At 45.8% G+C, this 24107-nt stretch carries 25 protein-coding genes and 1 pseudogene; 13 read left to right on the top strand and 13 right to left on the bottom strand.

What is annotated here, in order from left to right; genetic code table 11:
* The first annotated feature begins 12 nt into the window (after window positions 1–12).
* Together yycI and G519_RS0119460 are read left to right on the top strand one after the other, a co-directional pair.
* Entirely contained in the window at window positions 13–840 is an 828-nt protein-coding gene (gene yycI, locus G519_RS43690) for a two-component system regulatory protein YycI (RefSeq protein WP_064743492.1), read from the top strand.
* 65 nt (window positions 841–905) lie between these two features.
* Window positions 906–1706, top strand: a complete 801-nt coding sequence (locus G519_RS0119460) for an MBL fold metallo-hydrolase (protein ID WP_029196125.1) — start codon at window positions 906–908, stop codon at window positions 1704–1706.
* Here G519_RS0119460 and G519_RS0119455 read toward each other — a convergent pair.
* Window positions 1675–1884, bottom strand: a complete 210-nt coding sequence (locus G519_RS0119455; protein ID WP_029196124.1) for a hypothetical protein — start codon at window positions 1882–1884, stop codon at window positions 1675–1677. The two genes, G519_RS0119460 and G519_RS0119455, sit on opposite strands and share 32 nt — an antisense overlap.
* A 217-nt stretch (window positions 1885–2101) precedes the next feature.
* Between G519_RS0119455 and G519_RS0119450 the strand changes: the two genes are divergently transcribed.
* The 3 genes from G519_RS0119450 (at window position 2102) to rlmH (ending at window position 4320) form a co-directional block, all read left to right on the top strand.
* Complete coding sequence (locus G519_RS0119450; protein ID WP_029196123.1) at window positions 2102–3325, top strand: S1C family serine protease; 1224 nt, start codon at window positions 2102–2104, stop codon at window positions 3323–3325.
* A 68-nt stretch (window positions 3326–3393) separates the two neighbouring features.
* Window positions 3394–3561, top strand: coding sequence for a CxxH/CxxC protein (locus G519_RS48480; RefSeq protein ID WP_063860151.1), 168 nt, complete (start codon window positions 3394–3396; stop codon window positions 3559–3561).
* A 279-nt stretch (window positions 3562–3840) separates the two neighbouring features.
* A complete protein-coding gene (gene rlmH, locus G519_RS0119440) occupies window positions 3841–4320 on the top strand; it encodes a 23S rRNA (pseudouridine(1915)-N(3))-methyltransferase RlmH (RefSeq protein WP_029196122.1) in 480 nt (159 codons plus the stop codon).
* Between the two features lie 179 nt (window positions 4321–4499).
* Here the strand turns inward: rlmH and G519_RS0119435 are convergent, their stop codons facing one another.
* From G519_RS0119435 to G519_RS0119410, 6 genes are all read right to left on the bottom strand, one after another.
* Window positions 4500–5300, bottom strand: a complete 801-nt coding sequence (locus tag G519_RS0119435) for an SDR family NAD(P)-dependent oxidoreductase (protein ID WP_029196121.1) — start codon at window positions 5298–5300, stop codon at window positions 4500–4502.
* 269 nt (window positions 5301–5569) lie between these two features.
* The gene (locus G519_RS0119430; RefSeq protein WP_029196120.1) at window positions 5570–6691 is read right to left on the bottom strand and encodes an NADH-dependent flavin oxidoreductase; all 1122 of its coding nucleotides are present in this window, start codon (window positions 6689–6691) and stop codon (window positions 5570–5572) included.
* Between the two features lie 108 nt (window positions 6692–6799).
* Window positions 6800–7825, bottom strand: coding sequence for an LLM class flavin-dependent oxidoreductase (locus G519_RS0119425; RefSeq protein WP_029196119.1), 1026 nt, complete (start codon window positions 7823–7825; stop codon window positions 6800–6802).
* Between the two features lie 156 nt (window positions 7826–7981).
* On the bottom strand, window positions 7982–8989 hold the full coding sequence (locus tag G519_RS0119420) for an LLM class flavin-dependent oxidoreductase (protein ID WP_029196118.1): 1008 nt from the start codon (window positions 8987–8989) through the stop codon (window positions 7982–7984).
* Between the two features lie 31 nt (window positions 8990–9020).
* Entirely contained in the window at window positions 9021–9986 is a 966-nt protein-coding gene (locus G519_RS0119415; protein WP_029196117.1) for a TIGR03571 family LLM class oxidoreductase, read from the bottom strand.
* Between the two features lie 20 nt (window positions 9987–10006).
* Window positions 10007–10330, bottom strand: a complete 324-nt coding sequence (locus G519_RS0119410) for an ArsR/SmtB family transcription factor (RefSeq protein ID WP_029196116.1) — start codon at window positions 10328–10330, stop codon at window positions 10007–10009.
* Between the two features lie 938 nt (window positions 10331–11268).
* On the opposite strand from G519_RS0119410, the gene G519_RS50315 reads away from it, so the two are divergent.
* Window positions 11269–11439 (top strand): hypothetical protein, encoded by a 171-nt coding sequence (locus G519_RS50315; protein WP_154669593.1) that lies wholly within the window; start codon window positions 11269–11271, stop codon window positions 11437–11439.
* 204 nt (window positions 11440–11643) lie between these two features.
* Here G519_RS50315 and hxlB read toward each other — a convergent pair whose 3' ends face one another.
* On the bottom strand, window positions 11644–12195 hold the full coding sequence (gene hxlB / locus G519_RS0119400; protein ID WP_029196115.1) for a 6-phospho-3-hexuloisomerase: 552 nt from the start codon (window positions 12193–12195) through the stop codon (window positions 11644–11646).
* Entirely contained in the window at window positions 12195–12836 is a 642-nt protein-coding gene (hxlA, locus tag G519_RS0119395; protein ID WP_029196114.1) for a 3-hexulose-6-phosphate synthase, read from the bottom strand. Before hxlA ends, hxlB begins: the two co-directional genes overlap by 1 nt.
* Window positions 12837–13230: 394 nt before the next feature.
* Here hxlA and G519_RS0119390 point away from each other — a divergent pair, with 394 nt between their 5' ends.
* Together G519_RS0119390 and G519_RS0119380 are read left to right on the top strand one after the other, a co-directional pair.
* The gene (locus G519_RS0119390) at window positions 13231–13950 is read left to right on the top strand and encodes a 3-ketoacyl-ACP reductase (protein WP_029196113.1); all 720 of its coding nucleotides are present in this window, start codon (window positions 13231–13233) and stop codon (window positions 13948–13950) included.
* A gap of 342 nt (window positions 13951–14292) precedes the next feature.
* The gene (locus tag G519_RS0119380) at window positions 14293–14754 is read left to right on the top strand and encodes a hypothetical protein (protein WP_029196111.1); all 462 of its coding nucleotides are present in this window, start codon (window positions 14293–14295) and stop codon (window positions 14752–14754) included.
* Window positions 14755–15058: 304 nt separating this feature from the next.
* Here the strand turns inward: G519_RS0119380 and G519_RS0119375 are convergent, their stop codons facing one another.
* Genes G519_RS0119375 through G519_RS51075 form a run of 3 tightly spaced genes read right to left on the bottom strand, consistent with a single transcriptional unit; the run spans window position 15059 to window position 16750 of the window.
* Window positions 15059–15718 carry a response regulator gene (locus tag G519_RS0119375; protein ID WP_029196110.1) on the bottom strand — a complete coding sequence of 220 codons (660 nt, stop codon included), beginning with the start codon at window positions 15716–15718 and terminating at the stop codon, window positions 15059–15061.
* A 2-nt stretch (window positions 15719–15720) separates the two neighbouring features.
* Window positions 15721–16299, bottom strand: a complete 579-nt coding sequence (locus G519_RS43685) for a sensor histidine kinase (RefSeq protein WP_051253516.1) — start codon at window positions 16297–16299, stop codon at window positions 15721–15723.
* Window positions 16259–16750 carry a hypothetical protein gene (locus G519_RS51075; protein WP_051253515.1) on the bottom strand — a complete coding sequence of 164 codons (492 nt, stop codon included), beginning with the start codon at window positions 16748–16750 and terminating at the stop codon, window positions 16259–16261. The genes G519_RS43685 and G519_RS51075 overlap by 41 nt, the downstream gene beginning before the upstream one ends.
* 300 nt (window positions 16751–17050) lie before the next feature.
* Here G519_RS51075 and G519_RS53585 point away from each other — a divergent pair, with 300 nt between their 5' ends.
* The 4 genes from G519_RS53585 (at window position 17051) to G519_RS0119345 (ending at window position 23094) form a co-directional block, all read left to right on the top strand.
* On the top strand, window positions 17051–17314 hold the full coding sequence (locus G519_RS53585) for a heterocycloanthracin/sonorensin family bacteriocin (protein WP_036633425.1): 264 nt from the start codon (window positions 17051–17053) through the stop codon (window positions 17312–17314).
* Window positions 17315–17552: 238 nt separating this feature from the next.
* Window positions 17553–19514: a putative thiazole-containing bacteriocin maturation protein gene (locus G519_RS0119355; protein ID WP_029196109.1), complete on the top strand. Its 1962-nt coding sequence runs from the start codon at window positions 17553–17555 to the stop codon at window positions 19512–19514.
* A gap of 11 nt (window positions 19515–19525) precedes the next feature.
* Complete coding sequence (locus G519_RS0119350) at window positions 19526–21454, top strand: TOMM precursor leader peptide-binding protein (protein ID WP_409372019.1); 1929 nt, start codon at window positions 19526–19528, stop codon at window positions 21452–21454.
* 59 nt (window positions 21455–21513) lie between these two features.
* Window positions 21514–23094: a SagB family peptide dehydrogenase gene (locus G519_RS0119345; RefSeq protein ID WP_029196107.1), complete on the top strand. Its 1581-nt coding sequence runs from the start codon at window positions 21514–21516 to the stop codon at window positions 23092–23094.
* Between the two features lie 76 nt (window positions 23095–23170).
* On the opposite strand, the gene G519_RS0119340 is transcribed toward G519_RS0119345, so the two are convergent.
* Window positions 23171–23722 (bottom strand): helix-turn-helix domain-containing protein, encoded by a 552-nt coding sequence (locus G519_RS0119340; RefSeq protein ID WP_029196106.1) that lies wholly within the window; start codon window positions 23720–23722, stop codon window positions 23171–23173.
* Window positions 23723–23884: 162 nt separating this feature from the next.
* On the opposite strand from G519_RS0119340, the pseudogene G519_RS51635 reads away from it, so the two are divergent.
* Window positions 23885–24107: pseudogene (locus G519_RS51635) on the top strand (ISL3 family transposase); the annotation flags it as partial.

Here is a 24107-nt window from a genome sequence, read left to right as displayed (position 1 = left end):
GTTGGTTGGATCATGAATTGGAGTCGGGCTAAAACGATTTTGATTTGTTCCTTTTTGATGTTGAATTTGATTCTTGGGTTCCAACTTTGGTCCACCAATCGTTCCAATCAGACGGAAATCGCTTTGGACACATCTGGTACCGTGGAAGAGCTGAATAACGCGCTCCGAAATAAAAATATACGGCTAATGGATGAGTTGCCGACGGATCAACCGAAGATGAAAGTCATAACGGTGAAGTATGACGATAATATGAAGCCTAGCGAACTGAAGACGCTGAAAACGCCCATTAATATGGGCAATCTGCTTGGTAAAGGGGCTAGCAAAGAAGTTCAAGCTCAGTCGGAGATACCGAATTTTGGCTTATACCAATTGGATTCAGCGATTAGTCGAAAAGGCGTTTATGTGTTCACGCAGCTATATGGCAAGATTCCTCTCTTCGATGTAAGAGTGGAACTGAATGAGAATAATGGAGAAATTACCAGTTACCGTCAAGTTTATGTTGAAGTAGAATCAGGAGTAGAGCAAATAGAGCAGAAGCTGATCCCGGCTCAGTTAGCTGTTCGCAGCTTAGTGGACAACTATTTGAGTGATGGCGCCATTATTACGGAAGTCAGACTGGGGTATCACGGACAGCCGTATAATTCAGAAACACAACCGATGTTTCCGCATTGGCGAATTAGGATCGATAACGGAGATATTTATTATGTGCAAGCTTTCAATGGAGCGGTTGAGTCTCCGCAGAAAGAGTCTGAATTGGCTCCATTTGGTACGCAAGTAGATGGTGCGAAATCAACAGAGAACCCTGAAAATGGCAGCGACAAGAGCAAGGATAAGAAGTAAGCAAGTGGGATAGACAACAATGAACGGCTAGATGGATGACATGTAAGCATAGAGGAGTAGGGAAGATGGGTATGAGGTTTACGGTACTGTCGAGCGGTTCGACGGGTAATGCGACGGTGGTTGACAATGGTGAAATCAAGCTGCTGATAGATGTGGGTTTTAGCGCCAAGAAGATGGAGCTGTTAATGAAGGAACGTGAGCTCGAGGCGAGCAGTATTGATGCCATTCTGGTCACACACGAGCATTCGGATCATATTAAAGGGCTGGGAGCGCTGGCTCGCAAATATGATTTGCCTATTTATGCAAATGAGAAGACTTGGGAAGAGCTCGACCGTCAAATCGGTGTGATCGCGGAAGGCAACAAAAGGGTCATGGAAACCGGAGGTATCGAGGAATTCGGTACGCTGCGCGTGGAGTCATTCGGAATATCACATGATGCAGCGGAGCCGGTGGGGTACTGCTTTTATGAAGGAGAACAGAAGTTAAGCGTTGTAACGGATTTGGGCTACATGAGTGAGAAGGTCAAAGAAAAGATTACCGATTCAGATAGCTTGGTACTCGAGACGAATCACGATGTGGACATGCTGCGCGTGGGGCACTATCCATGGAGTATTAAGCGTCGTATCCTTGGGGACAAGGGCCATTTATCCAATGAAGCTGCAGGGGAAGCGCTCTGTGACGTGTTGACGCACAAGACGAAGTCGGTCTATATGGCACATTTAAGCCGTGACCATAATTTAATGGATTTGGCCAGGCTAACGGTGAATAACATAGTACAAGAGCGTGCCCCTGAAGCTAAACAGCTGCGGCTGATGGATACATATTTTGACCGCTCTACGAAATGGGATGTATTGGATTCGGAGTAAGCGCGGCGTCGAGCTCTTTGGATTTGAGCTGGATCTCCTGCGCGGTGATAAGACCCTTATCGATCAGAACTTGAATGAGAGATGAGAGGACGAGAGACTGGTGGTAGTGGCTATCTTTGAGGTCAGCGAGCTTACCAATCATATTGATTTCATCAAAATGAGAAGGAATACGGTTCATTCTGAGCATTCTCCTTTATTTGTCTGATTTAAAATTGCAGATAACTCTAGTATTTCGTTAAGAGATTTGGTTTACTATTATTGTAGGCAAGAAGTGAAGGAAACATTCCTGTTTTTTGAAAATAACCATTTATGGCGGGATTGAAAAACAAACTAAGGAAAACGTTAAAAAAATAATCCGAGGATACTTAACCCCCATCAGCGAGGAGGGACCCGATATGAGTTTGTTTGATGATGATTTTTATTCCACCAAAAGGTCCAAACAGCGCCAGGATACTTGGCGTCCCAAAGGGACAGGGGCATTCACAAGCTTCGCGGGTCGCAGACGGAATGTGGCCCTCATTGCTGGAGTTGGCGGAGCGTTAGCCATGCTTTTGCTAGTCGGATTAGTAGCCGGATTCGGGAAAAGTAATACCTCAGGGGCTCCGCTAGCGATACCAGCTTCAGTGGCAAAAGCCGAGGCGCATCCGATGAACAGCAACGATTCTGTCGTGGCGGCAACGGAGAAAATAAAGCCTGCTGTGGTCAGCGTTATTTCCTCGAAGAAGGATGATAAAGGCCAAGAGACTGGACTGGGGATTGGCTCGGGTGTTATTTTCGCACGGAATGGTGATAAAGTTCGAATTGTGACGAATAGTCACGTTGTTGAGAGCGGGAACCAGTTCGAAATCGTTAATTTCCAAGGTGAGCATCGCAAAGCAACCCTAATCGGGCGTGATCGGATTACGGATCTAGCCTTGCTGGAAGCAGATGGAAAAGACATCAAAGTGCTTGCTGAATTCGGTGACTCCGAATCGCTGCGAGCAGGGGAGATGGCGATTGCGGTAGGCAACCCGCTTGGACTCGGATTTTCGCCAACTGTAACCCAAGGCATTATATCTTCGCCAAAACGAACGATACCTGTTTCGCTGGCACGTGAAGGAACGGATTACGACTGGGAGATGGATGTTATCCAAACGGATGCGGCTATCAACCAAGGGAACAGCGGCGGACCGCTGGTGAATATCGAAGGCAAGGTTGTCGGAATCAATTCCATGAAGATATCGGATACGGGTGTGGAAGGGTTAGGTTTTGCCATTCCGATTAATAATGTGAAGCCGATTATAGATAGTTTGATCAAGGATCATAAGGTGAAGAGACCGTTGATGGGTGTTTCGACGCAGGAACTGCAAGCTTTTAAAGGGACGGATGTATTAAAGCTGCCTGCAGATGTTAAGACTGGAGTTATCGTCTTCGATGTGTCCGGACCTGCCAAAGAAGCGGGCCTCAAAGCGCAGGATGTTATTGTTCAATTGGATGACCGCAAGATTGACAGTACGATCTCGCTGCGGAAATATTTGTACAACGAGAAGAAGATTGGCGATAAGGTCAACGTGGTGTATTACCGCGGGGGTAAGAAGCTGAATGCGGTGGTTACGTTGGTTGAGGCGATGGATAAGTGATACAAGATGAATGATAAGCTTGTTAATATATGCGTGGATAGAAACATTGGCGGATGAGAGGTACTTGCATGCATGTAGTTTGTAAAGATCATGTGGAAATCGCGATTGATGAGTTTGTTGATGAGTATGAGGAGGCTCCGGACATTGTGGATCTGCAGAAGACTCACTTCGCTAGTTGGGAGCCACCGACGCACTGCGAGCATTGCAAGGAGTTAGCGCGATTTCTAGTTGTATGAGGGAGGCGGAGGCCTTCCTTTTTTGTTTGGGTTGGGAGGAAAGTAGAAAAACCTAAACTGGATGAATTTGATTGGATGACATCCAACTATATCTCATGACATCGGCGGTTGGGGTTAGTTCCATTGGATTTATACAGTGGAATATGTCGAAATGGCTTAAAAGAGCTGATTTTGGAGCATTCTGTTGGATTTGTTCTAATGAAAACGGGCAAATAAGGTGAATGAGCTCAATTTGATTGTATTTTATCCAATGGAGCAAATGAGGGGAGATTGTCGGTTATGCATATACAGATATTAACCGTAGGGAAATTGAAAGAGCGCTATCTCGTGGACGGGATCGCGGAGTATGTGAAGCGCCTTGGGCCGTATGCCAAGGTGCAGATGATTGAGGTGCCGGATGAGAAGGCACCGGAGAACATGAGCCCTGCTGAGGAGCAGCAGGTGCGTGTGAAGGAGGGCGAGCGGCTGTTGGCCAAGCTCGCCGCGGACGTGTACGTCGTGGCGCTGGCCATCGACGGTGAGATGTGGACGAGCGAGCAGCTGGCAGGCTCGCTCGACAAGTTGGCCACCTACGGGCGGAGCCAGGTGGCCTTCGTGATCGGCGGCTCGCTGGGGCTATCTAGCGAGGTGCTGCGCCGTGCGGATATGCGGCTGTCTTTTGGCCGCATGACGCTGCCGCACCAGCTGATGCGGCTGGTGCTGGTGGAGCAGATTTATCGCGCGATGCGGATAAATCGGGGGGAACCTTACCATAAATAACGGTAAGCTCCAATCATCCCTAGGACTATTCAAAGAAAAATCACATGCAGTTTTGGTGTTACAGAATATAAAAAGGTGTGGCGAAGCATTCTTTACTATCTCGGGCTGATAAAGCTTTATACATATCTAAAGAAAACGGGCGGAATCAAGTAAGTTTTTTTCTTAAGAATTAGCTTAATTTATATACTCGCAACCGAACCGCCATCTACCCGAAGGTTTACACCATTAATAAAGGAAGCCTGTTCAGAAGCAAGATAAACAACAGCAGACGCTGCTTCATCAACTGTTCCAGGCCGTTTTACTTCGACATGTGGACGGTTTTCCTTTAAAAATTGTTGAGTAGCTTCTTCATAGGTTATATTCAGCTGCTTCGCATTATCTTTTAATAGATTTTCCAGCATTGGTGTCATGATAAATGCTGGTGACACAGTATTCACCAGAATTCCCTGTGCGGCATACGCCTTTGATAAGCTCTTTGAAAAATTGATAATTGCTGCCTTTGAAGCATTATAATGAGGCATAAACGAATCAGGCTGAAGCCCTGATTCCGATGAAATATTAATGATGCGTCCAAATCCGGCTTTTTTCATAAAAGGGATAACTGCTTTGGTTACGCGGACAGTCCCAAATACATTCACATCAAATATATGCTGCCAGGCCTCTATATCCAATGTTTCAAAATCATCAAATCCACTGGCTATTCCTGCATTATTTACGAGTATATCGATTGATTTGAAGCGGTCGATTGCAGAGGAGACCAGATGTTCCACATCAGATTGTTTCGTTAAATCCGCCTGAACGGCAAGCACATTGCCTCCCAGCTTTTCAATTTCCGCTGCAGCTTCTTTTAATGCTTCTTCACCACGGCCACAAATTACAACATTGGTGCCTTCCTTGGCAAACGCGACGGCAATTGCTTTTCCAATACCTTTACTGCCGCCTGTCACGAGTGCCGTTTTATCTTTTAATCCCAGGTTCACTTTAGATCCAATCCTTTCTATGGGCGTCTATTGTTGATTATATATTAACAATAACTTCTAGTCATAAACAAATGAACTATGGCTGATTTTCTGCTCTAATACTCAATAAAGGAGGGAAACCACTAAGATGGTTTCCCTTTATAATGTTCCGTCTTGTTTAGTATAAGGTATATTCTTATACTTGCTGAGCAAGGACAATTATCATCGCGATTCCCATTTTTTGTTAAACAATTCAAGGAAGCAGAGATGGAATGAGATAAGTGAACTCCTTATACAATAGGAAGCCAGCCAGGGAAGCCAGTATAGTACTCCCACATTTTATCAGAAATAGCCAGTTCTTTTTGATCTTTTTTAGATAATGTAGTACGGATTTTGTCTTCTTCACCGGCTTGTACTTTTTGTACCCACTGAGGTTCCATTATCAATTCCCTCCCTAAAGCGATTAAAGGTACACCTGTTTCGAATGCTTTCATCACTTCATCGGGTATCCGCAGCATCCCAACACCCATCACAGGAACACGATCGCCGACACGCTCATGGATCATAACAACTCGGGATGTCTGATCGTTATCATCACGGATTGATCCGTTCCAAAAGCCGCCGACAGAAATATGGAGATAATCCAGGTCCTGGTCCGCTAACTTGTCCACTAATTGCAACGTATCTTCCATGGTGATGCCAGGTTTTTCTCTTTCTTCAGGCGATAACCGATAGCCGATGATAAAAGGTTTTGTTGCATGGTCTGAAACTGCTTTTTTAACAGCGTCAACTACAGCAAGCGGGAAGGACATACGTTTTTCCAGCGTTCCACCCCACTTGTCAGTTCTGCGATTTGAGTGTGGAGAAAAGAATTGCTGAATCAAATACGTATTGGCACCATGGATTTCAACTCCATCATACCCAGCTTCGATTGCTCTTCTGGTTGCTTCACCAAATGCTTTAATAATTTCATCGATTTCGTCTGCTGTCATTTCCCTAGGTACCACGGCATCGTCCCGTTCCGCTGCTACCGCACTCGGAGCAATTGGTTGACGATCGAGTAATTCTTCAGGCGGGCACATTCTGCCACCGTGAAAAATTTGTAAAATCGCCTTTGAACCTTTTTCCTGTATAGCTGTCGCCACACGTCTTAAACTAGGGATTAGGGAATCGGAATCTGCACCAAATTCACCCGGGAATCCTTTTCCATTCCTGGTGACGTATGTGCATGCGGTGATTACCGCTCCTACACCACCGGCACGTTCTTGATAATATGCAACTTCTTCGTCTGATACTTCACCATTTTCATGTGCCGCCGTATTGGTCATGGGTGCCATTGTAATACGGTTCTTTATTTCAACTCCAGAACGGAAGGTAAATGGTTTAAAAGCAGCTTCATATTTTGGATTCATCTTTTTTTCTCCTTTTGTTTACATCAAGTTTGTTAAAGGGTTTTGCTATTTAGCAAATGGATAACATAGACTATTAAAAGCTTGCCATAAGGATCGGCTAGTTTTGACCTATTTTAGCTGTGTAATTTCTGCCAATATTTCATAGGAATGGAGGCGGGCCTTATGATCGTAAACCTGGGCGATTGCCATGATTTCATCGGCTTGACTTTCATCCAGAAACTTTTCCAGCTTTTCTTTTACGATTTGAGGACTGCCGACAATCGAAGTTCCTAATTGATTCTGAAGGGCAGCTATTTCATAGTCGTTCGCTATATCATTAATATTATCCACTGGCGGCTGCAATGGGACTTCCTTCCCGCGCATCAAATTCAAGAACTGCTGCTGTAATGTTGTAGCGAGCCGCTCAGCTTCTTGATCTGTGTCGGCCGCAATGATGTTTAGCCCTACCATTGCATGCGGCTTGTCCAGTACTTTAGAAGGCTTAAACGAACGGCGGTACAGCTGGATAGCCGGCAGTGTGTTATGCGGCGAGAAATGGCTCGCAAATGCAAACGGCAGTCCAAGCTCTCCTGCCAGCTGGGCACTGTATCCGCTTGAACCTAACAGCCAAATAGGTATGTTTAATCCCTCACCCGGAATTGCTTTAACATGACTATATCCTTGTGCCGGGGAAGGGTCAAAGTAATTCCGGAGCTCAGCCAGCTGCTCAGGGAAATCTTCTCCTGAACTTCTCAAGTCACGTCTTAATGCACGTGCGGTAAGCTGATCAGTGCCTGGCGCACGGCCCAAGCCAAGATCAATACGTCCTGGATATAATGATTCCAGAGTACCAAATTGCTCAGCAATAACAAGAGGTGCATGATTCGGCAGCATAATGCCGCCTGAACCTACCCGGATTTTTGATGTTCCTGCTGCAACATGGGAAATGACTACCGATGTTGCAGAGCTGGCGATAAATGGCATATTATGATGCTCAGCGAGCCAATATCGGTTATACCCCAGCTTTTCAGCGAGCCGGGCCAGCTCCAAAGTATTGCGAAAAGAATCAGCCGGCGTACTTCCATCTGCAATTGGAGAGAGATCCAGGACCGAGAATGGAATATCCGTAATTTGTTTTGTATCATTTTCAGGCATTTGCTCATCTTCTTTCTTTAAAAATTTCGTTTCAAACCTATAAAAGAATTCACAGGTTGTTTTCTTTGTTTTCTTTTACTGCTTCAATCTAAATCACATTAATTTAACTGATTTAATATCTGCAGAAAATACATCCTTTATTAAACTAGACACTGTTTAATTTACTGCAGCCTGAGCCATAATTTCATAAGAGCGCAGCCGTGCCTTATGATCAAAAATCTCTGTATGAGCCATAATTTCATCAGCGTCAGTCTTTTCTATTAACTCATGGAGCTGCTGCTTCACACCTGCAGGGTCCCCGATGATGGAAGTGAAAAGCTGTTCTTCAACCGCCCTGCGTTCATTATCGTTCCAAAGCTCGTCCATATTATCAACAGGAGGCAAAATGGGCGAAGGCTGTCCGCGGGTTAACAAAAGAAATTTTTGATACATCGAAGTGGCAAGCCTTTGTGCCTCCTGTTTCTCATCAGCAGCCACCACTTGAACGGCTAACAGTACATAAGGCTCCTCCAAAAATTGAGACGGACGGAAATAATCCCGGTACAGTTTTATGGCCTCCATCATGTTACCTGGAGCAAAATGTCCCGCGAAAGAGAATGGTAACCCAAGTATTCCAGCCAATTGTGCACTATAAGACCCTGAACCTAACAGCCAAATTGGCACCTTTGTTTTTTCGCCGGGAATGGCGTGAAAGCTAAATGAACCATTCTTAGTGGCTGTTCCTGTACCATAAAGATATGCGATAAGCTCCTGAAGCCGGGCATCAAATTCAGGTTCACCAGCAACCCGCTGCCGCAATACATTTGCTGTATATTGGTCGGTGCCGGGTGCCCGCCCCAATCCAAGGTCGATCCGGCCAGGGAAGAAGGTTTCTAATGTTCCAAATTGCTCAGCCACGGAAAGAGGGGAATAATGGGAAAGCAGCATTGCGCCTGATCCAATACGCATTTTTTCCGTGACAGAGGCTACTCGTCCAATTACGATCGGGGATGCTGAACTCGCCATTCCTGCCCAATTATGATGTTCAGCAAGCCAAAACCGTTTATATCCCCACTGCTCTGTTTTCTTTGCGAGATCAAGCGTGTTTTGAAGGGAAAGTTCGGCTGATCCTCCCTCGACAATTGGGGAGGGATCTAGTACTGAAAGTTCTATTTTCTTTGTCATAATTCTTCCTCCTTTTATACAATTTAATTTTTTAAAGCTGGCCTGTACCTTTATGGGTTGGAAAGTAGGGTAAAACAAATTCTCCAAGTTCCTGGATTACTTCCTCTGGAGGGCGCTTGGAAAAATACAGAACAAACGCCAAATGGTTGACACCAATCGCTTGAAATTGATGAAGTAGATCAACTAAACGGTTTCTTCCCACGGAATAGCCTAGGGATATGGGGACAGGTATTTCATCGGGATTTTCCAATAAATCGATGAACAAGCTTTGAGAGAAGGGTTTAAAATCTCCTGGAGCATGAACTTCAGTTAAAGCACGATAATCCTGGATAAGCTGTGCCTGTTGAATAATGCTTCTTGGGTATTGAAGCCACCCATCCCCATTCCTGGCTATCCAATTGATAGACTGATTGCTAAATCCAGTCACCATGGTCGGAATCGAAGATACAGGCTTTGGGATTAACCTCATATCTGTACCATCGATCAGCCCGGCGTGGCTGTGGATTGTCGGCTGATCCTCTTTTAACAGCCGGTCGAGAATTTCGAAATTTTCTTTAAATAACGGACCGCTTTCTTGCTTAGATATCCCTAAAGCTGTAAAGTCTTTTTCCCTGTCCCCTGATGCCACTCCCATAATCAATCGACCTGGAAACAATTGATCGATTGATGCAGCTTCCTTGGCTACCCTGACGGGGTGGCGCAAAGGGAGAACTACACTTCCTGTCACTAACGCAATGTGCTTCGTATAGGCAGCAAGATACGTCAAGTAAATCCATAAATCGTACTTTTGGCCGTTATCATCAATATTCAAATTCTGCATCGTAATATCACGGAGCCATAATGAAGCAAAGCCATATTCCTCAATTTTACGGGCAAGCTCCAGCTGATTCTCCATAATCGGATTTTTAGACATCCTGGCAGTCGGGAGGATAAATCCGAGTGTCATTTTGTCTTTCTGGTACATGCTGTTATAGGCACGATGATTTTGAAAACTCACTCTTGGTTCTCCTTAAAAGGTTATATTTTTAAGCCTATATACTTTTCAAACTGTTTAATGGTTTCCTCATTGCGTCGATAATAAGTCCATTGTCCGATTCGTTTCATTTCCACCAGCCCGCTTTGCAACAGGATATACAAATACTGGGAGGTAGTGGACTGTGATAGTCCTACTTTGCTGTGAATATCACTAACACAAACCCCGCCATCAAAGCCTTTTTCTTTGATAACATGGGCCTGCGGGGAAAAATTATTATCAGGTTCTTTCAACATTTGCAGAATATTTACTCTTATTTGATTTGACAGAGCCTTGAAAATTTCAACTGCCTGTTCGTCATTTATCATATTTGATTCCCGATTCAACGGTGCCCGCCCCTTTCTGATCTTATTAAAATCTATTTTGCTTGGAATGCGTATAAACAAATCGAACGAAAGGATATTGATAATTTGCGATATCCCTATATTACTTTACTTTATACCCAAAATCAAATTTTATGCTTTAGACAGGGCTAGGAAACGACTTTAAAGGAACTACACAAATTAGCTTAGAGAACAGGTGGCGGAGAAATGAGGATTATTTTGCCCATCTTTTAAATGGTTTGGGTTGGTATATAGAAAAATCAAGACTTTAAAAGGATAGGTAAGAAACTTCTGATGAAGATGATGTTATAGATGACGAGTAAACAACGTTTTGAAGCAGTCTTTATTGAGTCAAAGAGACGAGCTAATAAACCCTCTCAGGATGATATTGTAAAATGGATTAACAAGTGTAGAAGTGCACAGGAATTTAGAGAGGAAAGTGATGAGAGTCAAACATAAATAATGTGCTGAAACAGGGCAGGAAGACATGCAATGTTCAAAAAGTATTCTTATTTTTGGATTGTGATGCCTGGAAAGACATTAGAACAGAAAGGCTGATTGACATATACCACTGCAAAATAAAACTGTGGGTCCTCCTCGTCGTATTCAAATAGTTGATCATACTAGGGCACTTTGGATGCAACACATCTTGGATCAACTGGGGTTAATAAGAAGTCAGCTCGGAGGAGTAGTTGAAAAATATAGAGTATATTATTGGAAAAGAGGTTTTCAAGAAAAAGCATCTTTTGACCACATATATTCTGAACCAACCTATTGAAGTGAGTTACTATGGAGAGGAAAAACATGATATTTTATTATTTACCTTTTGAAAGGGTAACGGCTGAGGTCGCCAGATATTATGCTGATCATTTAGCTGAATTATTAGACGGAGGAGCACATGGTTTCAACAGGGTTATGATTAATTGAAATCACCTAAAGTACGTAGATTAATGGGTGAAAAAGGTGTTGTTATTGATGGTTCTCTTGAACCTCAAATAGAGCAAATTACATCTGCGGGTTTTCCTTCTTGGTCACTTTACAATAATACAAGAAAATATTTATTTATGGGCTGTATCTGCGAGCTTAAGCTTTGATTATCTATCTTATAAAGGTGATGTTAGCGAGCATTCTTTAGGCATCCTTTTTTCATTAACGAAACTGGGTCATAAACCGTATTCCAGAGATAACATGCTCAAAAAAAAAAGGGGTAAAATGCATGACAAGTGACGACATTTTACCCTGATAAAAAATCTAATTTCCGGCCATTTTAGCGCCTCATTTTGTCCGATTCTTTTTACCTACTCCAGATTCGCATGGCGACTTAACATAGCTTGAGAATCTATAGACTTGATTTCCATAATTCGTAATACGATAGCATCAAAAAATAATAACAGGGTTTGCTCAAACAGGGATCCCATCGGTTGTATGGTTTGGTTCCCCCGTTGCTCTTTGGGTGAACCAGGCATAGTTACCGTAATGTCCGCCAATTTGCCGATTGTCGATTGAGGAGAAATGGTAACTGCCGCAACGGACGCTTGAAAACTATTCGCTTTTTGCGCCATGGGAATCAAACTTCTAGTTTCCCCTGAGCCTGTAGCGATAAGAAGCAGATCCCCTTGGGCTAAGCCTGGAGTCATCGTTTCCCCAACGACGTAAGCTTCCAAGCCCAAATGCATAAGCCGCATGGCAAAGGAACGCACCATCAAGCCTGAGCGGCCAGCACCGACTACATAAACTCTCCGCGCATGAAGAATTGTCGAGATCAGTGCCTCTGCCTCAGCATCAGAAATTACATCCGCGGCCGAATTCAGCTCATTGTGGATGTGAGCAAGGTACTGTACGGTCTGCATTATACAGGGGTGCCTTGCTTGACCATTTTTTGCATTTCTGCGGCGACAGCTTTCTTATCTTTTTCGCTGGTAATGCCGCCGCCGACAATGACGAGGTCCGGCTGGGATTTGACGACATCCGGCAGCGTGCTTAATTTAATACCTCCGGCTACAGCGGTTTTCGCATATTTGACTACTCGTTTGATTGTCTGAAGGTCTTCGAAAGAGTTTTTCCCGACGGCCTGCAGGTCATAACCGGTATGGACGCAAATATAGTCCACACCAAAGGCATCTACCTCTTTAGCCCGCTGCTCAAGGTTTTTCACGCCGATCATATCGACGAGAATTTTCTTGCCCTGTTTCTTAGCCTCTTCAACAGCCCCTTTGATCGTCATATCCTCGGCAACGCCAAGTATTGTAACAATATCCGCTCCTGCTTCGGAAGCCTTCATGACCTCGTAACCAGCTGCATCCATGACCTTTAAATCGGCAAGGACCTCAAGATGGGGAAAAGCGTCTTTGATTTCCTTCACGGCCCTTAATCCCTCATTGATAACGACCGGCGTGCCGATCTCCACAATATCAATGTAAGCTTCAACTTCTTTTATAACCTCTTTGGCTTGAGGGATGTCGACAAGATCCAGTGCTAATTGAAGTTCCATACTGCTGTCACTCCTTGGATTTAAGTTTTAAGTGAATCGGAATTCATTCTAAACATACACAATTAAAAAAAAGAAAGTACGCACTAAAAAGGAACGTAGTATCCAAAAAAAAACCATGATGAAATAAAAAAAGGACCTCGGTTTCCGAGGTTCTTAGTTTGAGCTTTTGATTCAATTCCAATACTGTTTCGTTGGTGGTAAATCATGCTGGTCTGTAACAGTTGCCAAAGCCTTTGGAGGCACTTGCGTATATACTTTTCGGTGGATGATGCCATCATCTGGCAGAAAAACATACAATAATTCATAATAGTTGTCACACTGAAGTGACTCGGAAGACGAGGAAATACATGGGGAACAATCGAGCCATGTGCAAATAAGCATAGGAGGAATTCAAATGGGATTACACAATAAGACGGCCATTATTACTGGAGCAGGGAAGGGAATCGGGAAAGCCGCTGCCATTGCGCTTGCGAAAGAAGGCGTACATCTTGGTATCATGGCTAGAAGCGCTGCCGATTTGGAGAGCCTTCAGAATTTTTTAGGGAAGTCGTATGGAGTCAAGGTGTTTCAGGTTACCGCCGATATTTCCAATAAAGAACAAGCTGAACTAGCAATAAATACGCTGGCAGAAAAGCTTGGAACCATTGATATTCTCATCAATAATGCGGGTGTAGCGAAGTTTGGGACCGTACTTGAGATGGAAACGGAGGCTTGGGAGCGCATCATTCAAACGAACCTCATGGGGACGTACTATGTTACCCGGGCGGCATTGCCGTACATGCTGAAGCAGAATAGCGGAAGTATAGTCAATATTTCCTCTACTGCCGGGGAGCGCGGTTTTGCCAACGGTTCTGCCTATTGTGCTTCCAAATTCGCAGTGTTGGGATTCACAGAATCTCTCATGCATGAAGTGAGGAAATCCAATATTCGCGTAACTGCTTTGACCCCAAGCACGGTTAATACGGAATTGGCGGCGAATGTTGGTCTGAAAATAGGTGACGAAGACAGGATGATGCAGCCTGAAGATGTGGCTGAACTTATTGTAGCGACTCGGCAATTACCACAACGAGTCTTTATAAAGACTGCTGGAATTTTGACAACAAATCCGCAATAAAAGAGGGCAAGCTATACTTAGATTTACAATAAAAATGTGTTGAGGTGTTGAGCACATTTGGATGTTGTCGGCCGCTGCACCAAAGTCAACTTAATAAAGAGTCAATTCTGGGATATCGATTTTCTCGATATCCCTTTTTTAAATTGTGAAAGAAATTTAGCCGTTATAGCGTATAAGGAGAGCCTTATCATAAATGAGGCAAATTTTATTGGCGGGAAACAACGTGGTTTATCATACCCAAAACGTGAACGTTTATATTGAATCATTTTTGGTATAATATTTGGTAGATAAAGAAGAAAATTTTTGTTTATAAGAAATAATGAGAGAAAATGAGGGATGGAAATGTCGTATATCGTTGATTTTAAAAATGTGTCTATGGTAGGTTTAGAGTCTTCACCTGTAGCAGAAGCGCTTGCTGGGTTACGTGCTAATGAAGCCCGTTACTTTATGAACAAATACAAGCATGAATTTACGGTTATACCAGCTAGCGAAAGTCAGGAGAGTCTTGCTTATGTGAACCGCATTTTAGAAGAACGAGGTATTGCGTTTGCGGCCAAACCTTTAGAAACGTCGCGTTTTCAAGTGGAAAATATCCTATTTACCTACGTCTTTTATGAGGATGGTCTTGCGCTCAATGTCATGTATACGGTGGATGACCCTAAGAAGCGGGCCGTTGGCTTTAAGCTTTCTGAGGGGATGGAGGTACCAAAGGAGTTAGAAGCGAAGTTTAAGTTTGCTAGGCAGAAGTCTAAGCTAGCCGGAACAATTCGGGGCTCGTTTTTTGTAATTAAAGGACAATATTAAAGTCAGCCAAAGTGCAAGTGGAGGAATCCAGCCATTGCGGTCTGTGTCATCTACGCTGGGATCCTGCCAATACGGATGCGAGGATAATCGGGTACAGGATGTTGAACTCTCAGGAAAAATCTTCAGTTTGACAATGTTAAATATAAGCCCCTATTCCGAGTGGCGGAATAGAGGCTTTATCTGTTTGCTTGCTCCGCAAGCCAAGCTTCGAATTCAATGCTAAAAAAGCGCGAACATCCCCACAACAACTAAAGAGCCCCCCATATTGCCCTCACTCAGCTTCGACTAATGACTCAATTAATACTCACTCACTCTCTTCCGAACCAAACATATCCCGGGATTTGCTCAAGAGCTTTTTGGCTTCATGGCGATCTGCAACTTGGAGTTTGTTTAAGATATTTGTAACATGATTGGCGACAGTTTTCACACTCAATTGAAGGCGTGAGGCAATTTGCAAGTTCGTATATCCATCGGATATAAGCTCCAATATTTCGCTTTCACGACCGGTCAGTTCGGAGAGAGCGGGGTTGGCAGGTTGTGATTGTTGCGGCATCATAAAATAATGCATCATGCGTGCCGCGATGTCCGAACTAAAGACGGCTCCGCCTCTTTCAACCATGCGAATGGAATGCAGCAGCTCCATTTCTCCTGCGTCCTTTAGGACATAGCCTCTTGCCCCCATCTGCATAGCGGTAAAGACGGATTTGTCGTTCTTCAGCATAGTTACAATTAATATTTTCATATCGGGGAGCTTCTCCCTGATGATTCTTGTAGCTTCAATTCCGTTGATACCGGGCATCCGAACATCCATAACGATGACATCCGGAAGCAGGGATACAGCCATCTCAACGGCTTCTTCTCCTGTAGCCGCCTCCCCGATTACCTGCAAATCATCCGTTGTTTGAATTAGATTTCTTACGCCGCTGCGAAATAATGGATGGTCGTCTGCTAATAGGATCTTCATACCTATTCCTCCCTATGTGAGAATGGCAGCAGTGCCTTTACACGTGTACCGCCTGATTCCAATCGTTCAAATACACATTGACCGCCTAGCTCCTGCGCTCGCTCGCGGATGGATGTTAAACCGATTCCACCCTTGCCTGACGGCTTGATGTGGACGGGAATGCCAATCCCATTATCTATGACTTCTATTTGCAATTCATTTGCCGAATTCATCTGCAAATACACGTCACAAATTGTGGCTTTCGCATGTTTTACAATGTTTACGAGCGATTCTGTTACGATACGATAGGCTGCCACTTCCACCGCTGCCGGCAATTCGGGAAGATCTTGAGGAATATGTAATTTTGCGCGCAAAGGGGTGGTACGCAGGGATGCGGAAACCTGTTCCGATGTTTTGATGGTGTCATCAATACGTGCTTTAATTGAGCCTATCAAGCCAAACTCATCAAGTGTCGGTGGACGCAAGTCGTGAACCATGGTTCGAATATCATCAACCGTAGAACGGATCGTAGTCCTTAATTCTCCAAGCAGGACGACAGCCTTATTGGGATTCTTCCCAATATATTGCTCGGCCGCTGCCACAGGAGATGGCGGTTTTCTTCTCGCCAGATTGTACCTGCAGGAAAGCATTCTTGATCGCTTGCATACCGCTGTCGCAGACGCCATGATGTGTCGCAATTTCCATGACGGGCAGGCCAGTTTCGGCATGAACCATACTGGCAAAACCGGGAACCAACAGGTCGCCCTGGGTCGTGCCAACAGCTAGAAAGTCTACTTGGTTAAATAAATCGTCGTGATTCCGCTCAAGCGCATCGCGAATCGCGTTAGTAGCCATTTCTGCATTAGAATAAAGGCTTTTTTGATCTTTATCTATGGCGTAATGACGATATCGAATTTTGTTTTGATCAAGAATGTGCCGCATAGATTTCGAGCTTTTTCCGCCTATTCTTCCGAGGTATTCCTCCATTTCCTCGTTATCGATGGGCGTACCCGGCAAGAACTTCCCGATACTTGTTATATAAACGGAATTCATGGGAACTCTCCTTTTTGCTATTCAGGGAGATGCAATTAACCGTGCCGTAAGTAACTGTTTCAGCTGCGAAGAGAAGCAGTTTGCCAATAAAGGCCGCCTTATAAAGTTTTAGGAAGAGCAATAAAATATAGGCATTTAAATCAGTAACAAGAGCGGAACTGAGTTCATATGTTGTCATGGGGTACTCGAATAAATTGGCGGATTTCGCAGGGGAATTTCCTGATTATCTTGGTTCTGTTCTTCTTACCAGTGACAGAGTATGCTGCCAGCATAACAATTTATTAATCGGAGGTTTGTAAAATGAATGATTTCAAAAATGATCTACAGAAGTTAAATGTTTCCGAGTTCAAGGCGAGCGAGGCGACACCTTGGAACGCTCAAGGCCAGCAAGATGCTCGTTTATGCTTCGTTTGTTTCAGTTGCGTCAACTTGAATTGCTTCAATTGCTTCAATTGCTCCAATTGCTCCAATTGCTTCAATTGCTCCAATTGTTTTAATTGCCACCGATGCCACAACTGTTTTAACTGCCACAATTGTCACAACTGCCACCGTGGAGGACAATGAGGTGGTTTTTGCTGATAAGGCAGCGTCTACGCCCGTTGTTTCTAGCTTCCAGACGGAAATAGCGGCTACTTAATGAAGAGGAAAGCCCCTGTAGCCCAGGGGCTTTTTCATACCTATTTTAAGGGCCGCTTCACTACATTAGCTGCAGGGACTTTCCTTAAGAATAAGACATGAGGGACAAATAGCTGTACATAAGATTATTTGTGAAGAGTTGGGATAGAACGGGAGGAGGATTATAATGACAAATTTGAAACCTTCGATGCGACTAAAGGTGAAAAGGGATACGTTTTTTCTCCCTAATCCAAACGGTAGTGTGTATTTTCGAAACAATGTAAGCTCTTTCCGCATGGAAGGAGAACTGATCGATCAGTGGATTGAAAAACTGATGCCGATATTCAACGGGGAGCATAGGTTGGAGGATTTGACAGACGGATTACCGGAGCAACACCGGAACCAGGTAAATAGGATTGCAGAAATGTTGTATCATAATGGATTTGTAAGGGATGTGAGCCAAGACACTCCACATCGATTGCCCGAAGTGGTTCTCAAAAAGTATGCTTCTCAAATTGAATTCCTGGACAATTTCGGTAATTCGGGTGCGTACCGGTTTCAGTCTTATCGTCAGGCCAAAGTATTGGCGGTCGGCTCTGGCCCATTATTGATCTCGGTAGTTTCTGCGCTGCTTGCATCCGGATTGCCCAAGGTTCATGTGCTGGTCTCGGGCTCAGAGCCGACAGATCGGGGGCGGATGCATGAACTGGCAGCACATGCTCGTAAAACGGATCCCGAGGTAGCAATAGAGGAGGTTACCCTGCAGAAGAAGCGGGTTAGTAGTTGGCGGGAGACTGTGAGGCCGTTTCATTCGATTTTGTTCGTGTCACGGGAGGGTGATATCGAGGAACTGCGGGTTCTTCATGCGGTTTGCAGGGAGGAGAAGAAGATGTTTCTTTCCGCGGTAATTCTGCAACAGGTAGGTCTAGCGGGTCCGTTAGTGCATCCAGACTTTGAAGGATGCTGGGAGTCAGCATGGCGCAGCGTACATGAATCCGCGATTTGTAAGGACCCTCAGCTGCACACCTTTTCTTCTACAGCCGGAGCGATGTTAGCGAATGTGATTGTATTTGAATTATTTAAAAAGATTACGGGAGCGAACGATTCGGGGCAAGGTAATCAATTCTTCCAGCTTAATCTGGAAACTTTAGAAGGAAAATGGCATTGGTTCAAGCCCCATCCGCTTGTGACCGGACGTATCGGGGCGGAATGGATTCACGATTTCGATCAGCAGCTCGAACGAAGATCAAGCAAAAGTGAGAACGGATTGCTTCCTTATTTCAGTCGGTTGACATCGGCAGAATCAGGGATTTTTCATATTTGGGAGGAAGGGGACTTAAAGCAGCTACCTCTCGCTCAGTGTCGCGTTCAGGCAGTCGATCCGTTATCTGAAGGGCCGGCTAGGCTACTGCCCGACATTGTTTGTAACGATTTAACGCATGAGGGAGCTAGGCGGGAAGCAGGGCTGGCCGGGATTGAAGCGTATGTGTCGCGAATGGCTGGACTGCTCATTTCGACGCTTCCATCCTATAAGGAATCAGAGGGCAGCAGGATAGAGCCGCAGGAATTTATCGGCGTCGGAGCGGGAGAAACGGTTGCGGAAGGCGTTGGCCGAGCGTTGCAAAAGTGTTTGGCCGAGGTACTGTGTAAGCAAGTGGCATATCAGTTACCCTCTGTCATTCGAGTGCAGTTGTCTGCGATAGAAGATAAACACTGCCAGTTTTATTTACAGGCTTTGACGACGATGGCGGGAGCACCAATGATTGGCTTGGGAGAGGAAGTTTCCGGTTTCCCTGTGATGTGGGTCGGTACGAGTGATCGCTGGTATGGCGGTGTAGGCTTGAATGTGACCCTGGCGTTGCGGGATGCTTTGCAACAGGCTCTGTTGGAGGTACAAAACCAACCGGCTAACCTCACATCGCAAGTATTGGGGGTTTCGTCCGTGCGTCTGGCAGAACAATTGCCGCTAAGTTTTAAGATCCCTTCATGTGAAATGACGGCAAAATCGGAGGTTTTACAGTCCGCCTTGCAGGTCTTGGAACGGAACCGTAAGCGTCTCTTGGTGTTCGATCTGGCAGTAGAACCGTTTTTGAAAGAAGAAATGGCAGGGGTGTTTGGCGTGTTATTGCGAGAGGAGGGATCCCGGTGAGCGCTACCGTAATGATTGTTGGAGATGGGGTGTTGGCAGACTGCGTTTACGAAGAACTTTCAGCTCAATTCGAGGTTGTACGTCAGATCGATTTCGAGGCCGGAGTACCGAAAGCGGTGAATTTAGCATTGGTGCTGCATGATGCTTGGCAACCTACCGTTCATCGACAAGCAGAAGAGCTGCTGCAGCCAGCCGGCATCCCTTGGCTGCGCGGCTTCGTTTCATTCGGCGAGGGCGTGATCGGGCCTCTGGTTCGTCCGGGTACACGGGGGTGCTCTCAGTGTGCAGACACCCGGCGTCTTATGGCGGGACGCGAGCGCAGGGAGATGAGGGAGCTGCAGATGAGGCTGGTGTCGTACGAGAGAATGCCGAGTGATGCTTGGGCGTCGCGTACGGGACTTTTACAGGCAGCTCACCTTCTGGTGGTGGAGACACAGAGGATGTTACAAGGCAAACGGGTGCATTCGGAAGGGAATGTGTTTTTGATCAACCTGAAATCGCTGGAGAGCACACTGCACTTCTTTCTCCCTGACCCGCTGTGTCCGGTTTGTAGTCGACTGCCTGACGATTCATCGATAGCAGCCCAAATTTCACTGCAACCAAGTCCGAAGATCAGCTCAGACAGTTACCGCTCCCGCACGATGGATGATCTGAGTAAATTCCTGACCAAAGACTATCTGGATTACCGGACCGGCTTTTTGAATGGAAAAATGGTTGACCTTGATTCGCCATTTGCCGATGTGAGTGTGAATCTGCCGCTATTCAGTGAGGACGTGGGAACGGCAGGTCGGACTAATTCCTATGCGGTGAGCGAGTTGACCGCCATTTTGGAGGGATTGGAGCGGTACTGCGGTCTGGCCCCCCGAGGCAAACGGACGGTAGTCCATGGCAGCTTCCGGAATCTGGGAGCTCAAGCGCTCGACCCCGTCAAGGTAGGGATGCACACGAAGGAACAGTATGCTCAGCCGAGGTTTCCGTTCACACCGTTCGATCCTGACCAGCCAATCAATTGGGTATGGGGCTATTCGTTTTTACAAGAGCGACCGATTCTGGTTCCGGAACAGCTCGCCTATTACAGCATGGGCTGCGGGCATGGTTTCGTATCCGAGTCTTCCAACGGCTGCGCGTTAGGAGGAAGTTTGGAGGAGGCTATTTTTTACGGCATATTGGAAGTGGTGGAGCGAGATTCGTTTCTGATGGCTTGGTACGCGCAGCTGTCTCTCCCGCGCCTTGACCCTTATTCCATTAACGACCAAGAATTGCGTTTAATGATCGATCGTTTGCGAGCCGTGGCGGGATTTGATGTGCATTTCTTTAACTCAACGATGGAGCACGGGATTCCAAGCGTATGGGGGATAGCGAAAAACAGGAAGCAAACAGGAGTGAATCTCATCTGTGCGGCCGGAGCTCATCCTGATCCTGTACGGGCGGTGAAAGGCGCGGTTCACGAGTTGGCTGGCATGGTACTGAATCTTGATAAGAAATTTGAGGCAAATCAGGAGGAGTATGTTCGGATGTTTCACGATTCCTCCCTGGTGCAGCAGATGGAGGATCATTCACTGCTATACGGTTTGCCGCAAGCGCAGGAGCGCCTGCAATTTCTGTTGGATGAAAATCGCCCGTTGCGAAAGTTTGAAGAGGAATTCAAACAGGAGGCAAGACATGCTGATTTAACGGACGATCTGAAGGATATTCTTAAGGCGTTCCGCCGATTGAATCTCGATGTGATCGTGGTGGATGTGACAGCGCCGGAAATTAGTCGAAATGGACTGCACTGCGTGAAAGTGCTGATCCCGGGGATGCTGCCGATGACATTCGGGCATCACTTTACCCGCGTGACCGGGTTGGAGCGGGTATTGAGGGTACCGGTGGAACTCGGGTATGCGAAGAAGCCGCTCCGGCTAGAGAATCTCAATCCATACCCGCATCCGTTTCCATAGGGTTTAATTATGTATTAATTATTGAAACTGCATCCTTGTTCATATCAGGAGGGAGAAGCATGAGTCTGGAGGCATTTCTGCACAATCTGCATTATGACATTGACAAGACCAAACCGCAGGACGCGGTGGTGGATTGGGAAGACGGACCGCTTGCGTATAAGCTATACCGCGGTTTGCCTGTGGTTCCGTTATCTCCGGAAGTACCGCTGACGCTCGTAGGCGGTGATGCGTCGGTGAAACCCGACCTTCGCCATATGGGTCATTTTCTCTGGTACATATTCGGTCTCACTCAATTGTCACAGTCCGTTCCTGCTTCAAACTCTATGATACAAAATATGGGTCTGATGCAGTTATACCGGCGGTTTGTTCCCTCCGGGGGAGCGTTATATCCGAATGAAGTATACGTGTATCTGAAGCTAGAGGATTTGCCTGCTGGGGTATATCATTATGATGTGGCGCACCACCGTTTGGTGTTGCTGCGCGAAGGCAACTTCGATTCCTATTTAGCTCGGGTTCTTGGCAATCGCTGTGACGTGTCGGCTTGCTTTGGTGCTGTCTTTGTATCGACCCTGTTTTGGAAAAACTTCTTTAAATACAATAACTTTTCCTACCGCCTGCAAGGACTGGATGCGGGTGCGTTGATCGGGCAGCTCTTGGAAGTGGCGAAACGGTTCGACTTTGCGTCGGGCGTGTATTTCCAGTTCCTAGATCGAGCCGTGAATCATCTCCTCGGATTATCGGAACAAGAGGAGAGTGTGTATGCGGTGATTCCGCTATCGGTGAAGCCTGCGACCTCTTGGTTGGCCAATAGAAATGAGGGAGAGGGGGAAAGTACCGCCAGCGAATTATGCCGGGAGCTGACAATGGTTCATCATGATCACTACGTCCGATCTCGGAGGGTCAAGGAGTTTCCGATGCTAATCAAAATGAATGAAGCATCCCTATTGGAATCGTTTCGGCCGTTACTGCGAATGGGGGAAGAGAAGATCGTTCATTGCGAGGATCAAGTGGTGGCTCTGCCCCGCGTGAAACGGTTATTGTATGATCTAGCGTCAGTAAGCCGAGAGCGGTTTTCGCCGGACGGTGATTTTGTTACGGGCAAGGTAAGCCAAGAGCAGCTGGCCTCGCTGCTCCAGGAGGCAACGGCTTCCTTCAGGTATCGGAATGATTTGGATGGCGCCCAGGAGGCCCCCGTTTCACGCGTCTCACTATATGGCTGCTTCTATAACGTTGATGGCATTCCGGACGGTGCTTACCATTATGACAGCGCTGCTCATACGCTACGGCGCGTACGTCTTGGAGATCATAGGCTTAAGCTGCAGCAGGGAATGCCTTCCGACAACGTGAACCTCTTCCAAGTTCCGCTATGCTTTCATGTTGCAGGGGATAAGGATCATCTCGCAACAGCCCTGGGGTTTAGGGGATATCGCATTCAACAGATGGAAGCGGGGATGCTCGTGCAGCGTTTACTGTTGGCGGCATCTGCCATCGGGATAGGGGGACATCCGCTCCTCGGATTTGATGCCAGATTGTGTGATGAGATCTACAAGATGACTTCAGAAGGAATAACCAGCCTGATCCAAATCCCGGTTGGACCTTATCGTCCTTGCCCCCGATTGGTAGGAGAATTGCACGGCTAGAAAAGGCTTGAGTGAAAGCGAAAGTTATAGCAGAACCCACAGCCGCATCAGGTTGTGGGTTCTTGCTATTTTGCATTTATAGGAATTCCTTTGAATGATCGCTTTCAGTGTAAATGGATATGAGAACAATTGCCGTTTCCTCGCCTATATTTCTCACTAAATGGGGCGTGCAGGCATTCCAACTGAAGGAGTCGCCCTCTCCGAATTCAGCCTGATCTTCTCCCTGCTCAGCGAAGATTCTCCCTTTTATGACAAAATGAACTTCTTCACCCTCGTGGGCGTGTGGAACCTCACCAGTCGAACCACCGGGGGGGAACTCGACGAGCATCATCCGTACGTTCTTTGTAGAGCTTAGGTGCTCCACTTTAATATGTTCAATCCCGCTTTTCGTGATCCTTCGTTCTTCTTTGCGGACAATATTCATGCGTTCCTCTTGTTGCAGCAGCAAGTAAGCCAAGGGCACCTTCAAAGCCTTAGCGATACTTTCCAACGTTGCGATAGACGGCGAGGTTTTATTGGTTTCGACCTGGCTCATGAAGCCTTGAGATAAGCCGGTTTCTTCGCAGATTTGAGCGATGGTAATGTTTTTACGTTTACGGATTGTCCGTATGGTGGAGCCAATATTCATCCAATGTTCACCCCACAGAATATTTGTAATACAAAATATAAATTAATAATGGCTCAAAACAGAAATCAGTGCTTGACGGTATGAACTACGGTTGAAAATGGAAAAACATCTGCCAATCCAGTATTGTTGTAAGTCCTACCAAACAACAAAAGGAATAGACAGATGCAAATCCAGTATATCAGTGAAATGCTTAACATACCAGAGTTACAGATTCACCAGATTTTGCCGATGAATGCAGATGAAATACAGATTGAAGCGGTGCCTATGGCCTCAAAGCAATGCTGTCCGATTTGTCTATCAGATGAAGCCGTCACGCTTAAAGGGAGCAACGGTTTACGTACTGTCCGGCATCTGCCAGCATTTGAAAAAAAAGTAGTCCTTTTGG

The organism is Paenibacillus alginolyticus DSM 5050 = NBRC 15375, assembly GCF_000422905.1.
Lineage (GTDB): Bacteria > Bacillota > Bacilli > Paenibacillales > NBRC-103111 > Paenibacillus_E > Paenibacillus_E alginolyticus.
This window is presented reverse-complemented; position numbering and strand designations above follow the sequence as displayed.